This window comes from Bradyrhizobium sp. Unk1 (assembly GCF_059512345.1).
In genome coordinates, this window is record NZ_JCAMOP010000117.1 from 1 (window position 1) to 5,330 (window position 5,330).

Below are 5,330 nucleotides of genomic sequence, written 5' to 3' on the forward strand. Positions count from 1 at the left end.
CCTGACCGATGGTCAGGGCCGCACGGTCGATTTCCGCAACACGCTGATCATCATGACCTCGAACCTCGGTTCGGAGTATTTGGTGAATCAACCGGAGGGCGAAGACACCTCAGCCGTGCGTGAGCAGGTGATGGGAATGGTGCGCGGGCATTTCCGGCCCGAGTTCCTGAACCGTGTCGACGAGATCATCCTGTTCCACCGCCTGCAGAGGAGCGAGATGGGCCGGATCGTCGAGATCCAGTTCGCCCGGCTGCAGAAGCTGTTGACCGATCGCAAGATCGTGCTGACGCTCGATGCCGCGGGCCGCGACTGGCTTGCTGCGAAGGGCTGGGATCCCGCCTACGGCGCAAGGCCGCTGAAGCGCGTGGTCCAGCGCTACCTCCAGGATCCGCTCGCCGAGATGATCCTGGCCGGCGACGTCAGGGACGGGGATACGGTTGCGATCTCGTCCGAAGGCAACGTGCTCACCTTCAACGGCAAGGCGCCGCAGACCGCGGAGATCGCCCAGTTCGAGGCGCCGGTGTCGAAGCGGAAGCTGAACTGAGCGCTGATGCGCACCGCTAAATAAATCCGCCCCGGAGGGGTCGTCCTCTCCGGGGCGATCTTTTTTGGCAGGGTGCGGCTCGCTCGAGCGAGCTCGCTACTTCTTCACGACCTTGTAGATCGCGTTCTCGATATCGGAGGAGAAGTAGATGATTCCGGAGGCGCCGATGGCGACGCCGGTCGGGATGTTGCTGGGCAGGCCCCCGGGGGCGCCCATCAGCCCGATCGGAAGATTGGCAGCGACCTCGGTGACCTTGCCGCTGTCCGGCGCGATCTCGATCAGCCGCCTGGCGCCTACTTCCGCCACGATCAGCCTGCCATCGCTCCCGCGCGCGATGCCTTCGGGCATTTTCAACTCCTTGGCGAGCACGGTCTTTTCGCCGTTTGTCTCGATCCTGGAAACGACGCCTGCGAAGGCTTCGGTGAGGTAGACCTCGCCGCGCGATCCGCCGACGAGCCCGACCGGACCTTCGAGGCCGCCAATCAGCGTGGTGCGGTCCCTGCCGTGCTCGCCGCTGACGCGGACCAGCGATTTGGTGCCGAGCTCGGCCACCAGGATGCTACCGTCCTCGAGCACGATTGCGTCATGCGGCGCCTTGAAGTCGTGCAGCATGTCGCGGGTGGCGCCGGTCTTGGCGTCGATCACCTGCACCGTGCCGGTGAACCAGCTCGACAGGACCACGTCGTTGCCTTTCGCCGTCGCGCTCATCGGATATTCGAGCGTGGCTCCGGCGGCGTGCATGCGCGCCCTCTCGGTGACCTCGCCGGTCGCACCGTCCACCGTGCGATAGGCGAACACGTCGGCGACGTGGATCGTATCCTTGCCGTTGTCCGAGGTGACGCCGATGCCGCCGGGCAAAGCGAGCTTGCCGATGATGACCTGCCGGGCCTGGCCGGTCGCGGGATCGACCTCCTGGATGCCGTTGTCGGCCATGTTGGAGACGTAGATGCGGTCCTTGTCATCGATCGCGAGATTGTCCAGCGACGGCTTCAGCTGCGCGACCATGGTCTTGGCGCCCGACTTGGGATCGACCCGAACGAGCTGGCCGAGCGCGGTGTCGACCACCCAGAGATTGCCCTTGGAATCGAAGTTCACCGCGGCCGGGACCTTGAATCCGTCGGCGACGACGGTCAGCTCGGCCTTGTCGACGTCGACTTTTGCGACCTGCCCCTTGAACCAGAGCGGACCGTAGAGCTTGTCGTCGGGGCCGAACTCGAAGCCGTTGAGGCCGCCCATCTTCTCCATGATCTGGCGGGGCGGTTTGACGCCCTCGACGTCGATCTCATAGAGCGTGTCGCCGAGGAAGACGGTGGTCGCGTAAAGCCTGCCGTCCTTGCGGAAGGCGAGCGAGTTGATGCCGGGAAGGCCGCTAGCCAGCTTCTTGATCGGGCCGTCGCCCTTGCGCGAATAGAGATCGCCGGTCAGGAAGCCGGTCCAGGCCATGGTGCCATCGGGCGCGAATGCGATGTCGTCGGCCATGCCCACGGGAGACGGGATTGCAACCTTGGCGGTACCGCCTGCAATGTCGACCTCGTAGAGCGCCGCGCCCGCGACGCTGCCGGCAAACAGATGGCCGGCTTTGTCGATTCCGAGCCCGTGCACGCCGTGGAACGCCGAGCCGGGGACGAGCTTGCTGACCTCCCAGCTCTCGCCAAATACGCTCGTGGTGGCGAAAATCGCAGCAACGAAGCTTGCGCAGGCGAGCCTGTTCTTCATGGCGAGACCTCCCTTTTTTGGAAAGTATTCGCCCCTGGTGCCGCTTTGGCAAACGAAACTTGACGTTGTAACGCGGTGAAACGACGTCGCTTGACGACGTCGCATCCAGATCATGTTTTCCAGAGATGTCCGGTCGATTTCGGCCGGTTAGGGGATCAGCGGTTGGTGACCTGCAACGGGCCGCCGGTTGCGTCCGAAATGCGGGCGATGGCGCCGTTGCGGCCGCTCATCATGGCGTCGAGCCGGTCGCGTTCCTTCTCGAAGCCCGCCAGCACCGTGCCTTCCAGCGAACGGCCGCGCGGCAATTTCACGCGCAGCGGATCGACGAAGCGGCCGTTGACCAGGATTTCGTAGTGGACGTGAGGGCCGGTCGACTGGCCGGTCGAACCGACGAAGCCGATCACCTGACCCTGCCGCACCTTCTTGCCGATCTCCATGCCCTTGGCGAAGGCCGACATGTGGCCGTAGGCCGTCTCATAGCCGTTGGAATGCTTGATCCGGATATACTTTCCGTAGCCGCCTTCAGGGCCGGCCTTCTCGATCACGCCGTTGCCGGAGGCGAAGATCGGCGTGCCGTAGGCGGTAGCCCAGTCGACGCCGGTGTGCATCTTCACATAGCCCAGGATCGGGTGGCGGCGACCGCCGAAGCCCGAGCGCATGATGGCGTTGTTGACGGGCTTCCTGACCAGGAATTTCTTCGCGCTCTTGCCGGTCTCGTCATAGTAGTCGACGACGCCGTCGTCGGGGCTCTGGTAGCGGTAGTATTTCTTGGTCTCGCCGCCGACCGTGAGGGAAGCGAACAGCACGTCGTTCTTTTCGCTCGACGTCACGCCCTCGTCTTCGCCGGCATAGAACACGTCGAACGAGTCGCCCGGCTGCACCTTGCGCTGGAAATCGACGTCGTAGGAGTAGATCTTGATCATGTCCTCGATGACCGGCATTGGCACTTTGTTGCGCATCGCGGTCTCGTAGATGCTCTGGTAGAGCCGCACGCCGGTGCCGTCATCGTCGTCATCGTCGTCGCTGTTGGCGCTGGCCGCGGCATCGGCGACGGTGTTCATGCTGGAGACGTCGACCGCGACGTATTTGCCGAGATCGGACAGCGCCGCGATCGCCTCGACCATGGTGTCGTTTGCAACCACGACGCGATAGGGTTGGAGGCGGGCGCCGGGGCTTGCGGGCGCCATCAGGATGCGGAGTTTTTCGCCTTCCTTCAGGCCGCCGTCGCGGCCGCGCGGGCCGAGCGTCGCGGTGATCGCCTTGATCTCCTCGGCCGTCGCGCCGAGATCGCGCAGGACCGAGCCGACGCTGTCGCCCTTCTTGACCATGTGGACGCGTTCGCCGTTGGGATTGCCGCCGGTGATCTGCTCCTTGGTCTTCGGCAGCAGCGTGACGTTTTCCGGCACCACGCGCGTCTCGAAGCCGGCATAGGGATCGGACGGCGACACTTCGCTGGCGTAGGCCATCTTCATGTCGGAGGGGCCGGTCGCCCCGGAGACGTCGGCGGTGGCCTTGGCGAGCGAGGCGTAGCGCACCCCGCCATTGCCGCGCCAGTTGGCGGCGTCGCGCACCCGCATCAGGATGTCGTCGAGCGCCACCACGGCGGAAATCTTGGCCTTCGGCAGCACCGGTGACAGGTCTTTAGTGACGAAGGAGACTTCGGCATCGGGCTCGACGGCTTCGGGATTGTTCGGATCTTCCGCCGCGGTCTTCGGATCGGAGCCGACATCGGTGAGCAGGCGCTGGGCGTTGAACGGCGGGATCTTTGCCGACAGATCGCTCGTCGTCATCGACAGATTGCCGGCGATCCGGACGAACGGGCGCACCCGCATCACGTCGCGGTTGCCGACGCGGGCGACGGTGGAGACGCGCACGATGTTGCGCGAGGCCGTGGATTCGTTCGGCGGCGGCAGGCGGTCGCTTTTGTGCAGCGTGGCGGCGCGATCGGCGGCGCCGAATGCGCCGCGCAGCGCGCCTTCGACGCGCTCAGGCACCTTGGCGAAGGTCATCTCACCGTCGAGAGAAGCGAAAACGGCGCCGCCGATCAGGGCTGCGCCGCAGAGTCCGGTCAGAATTGTCCCGCTGAACCATTGCACCGAAACGCGGCGGCGATCGATGACGGCGGCCTCGGAACCATCGACGGACAGCGGCGGCTCGTGGCCGAGATCGATGATCCCGGTCTCACGCCCGTAAGCGCCGCGTGACGTCCTGTGGTTCAACCTAAGTCCCCCAATCAACGACCCGAGATGCCCGCTTTCGAACCTCTCCCGGCCGCCCTCTTGAAGGGGGATCGCCGGAAAAGGCAAGCCGCACAGGCGCCCGCGCTCAGAAAGCCCTCGATGGGGCCGGCCGAAATTACGAACAGCTGGACGGGTAAAGGTCTCTCGATGTCTCTCGAATGTCGGAGGAAGGCTGCGTCATCTGCAAGATCGCCTTCCTCTGACCCCATGAAAATCGCCGGCAGCCCCCACTGGCATCCTGCGATTCAAGCTTGTCTGTACCAGAACGCCGCGGGATTGTGGCTCTAGTACGGCGCCTAATATGGAAAAAGTTTCCTGAACGGCCGGGCGCAAGAAGCCCCGTCTGGCCGGGGCCGCGGGACCAGGTCTGGCCTGGGTAGAGCTCGGTCCGGCCTGGGGGATGGGCTCGTCTGCCATGGACGAGGACTGGGTCCGGCCTGGAGGGGCCTTCGCCTGCCAGGACATCGGGGGCGTCTGGAAGGACGCAGGGGGAGGGTGCCCGGAGAGGCGTCCAAAGCCCCCTCCGGAGCCCGCCGGCGAGCAAACTTTTTTTGAGATTTTTTTGCGGTGCAGCTTCGCTCCGGCCGTTGGCTGCCCCTCTAATTGGCTGGAATTGCTGGATTTTTTTTCGATGATCCACCGTGCGACGATTTGTTGACAATGGGCGTTGACAATCCCGGGCGGGGGGGCCTATAACCCGACCACTGAGCGCGGCGCCGCCGGGTCACTGACCAAGGCGAGCGAACGCGCCACTGATGCTCCTCACCTTGTTGAGTGACACAACAGTCGACGTAAGTCGATTGGAGTTCATTCATCGTCGGTAAGGGTGT

The 5,330-nt window shown here is 64.5% G+C and carries 3 protein-coding genes; 1 reads left to right on the forward strand and 2 read right to left on the reverse strand.

What is annotated here, in order from left to right; all coding sequences use genetic code 11:
• On the forward strand, positions 1-544 hold a 544-nt coding region (locus AC5ZFO_RS47040; protein WP_496124137.1), incomplete at its 5' end, for a ClpB D2-like domain containing protein.
• 96 nt (positions 545-640) lie between these two features.
• On the opposite strand, the gene AC5ZFO_RS47045 is transcribed toward AC5ZFO_RS47040, so the two are convergent.
• Positions 641-2,260, reverse strand: a complete 1,620-nt coding sequence (locus AC5ZFO_RS47045; RefSeq protein ID WP_282520514.1) for an NHL repeat-containing protein — start codon at positions 2,258-2,260, stop codon at positions 641-643.
• 155 nt (positions 2,261-2,415) lie between these two features.
• Complete coding sequence (locus tag AC5ZFO_RS47050) at positions 2,416-4,479, reverse strand: M23 family metallopeptidase (protein ID WP_282520515.1); 2,064 nt, start codon at positions 4,477-4,479, stop codon at positions 2,416-2,418.
• Positions 4,480-5,330: the final 851 nt, after the last annotated feature.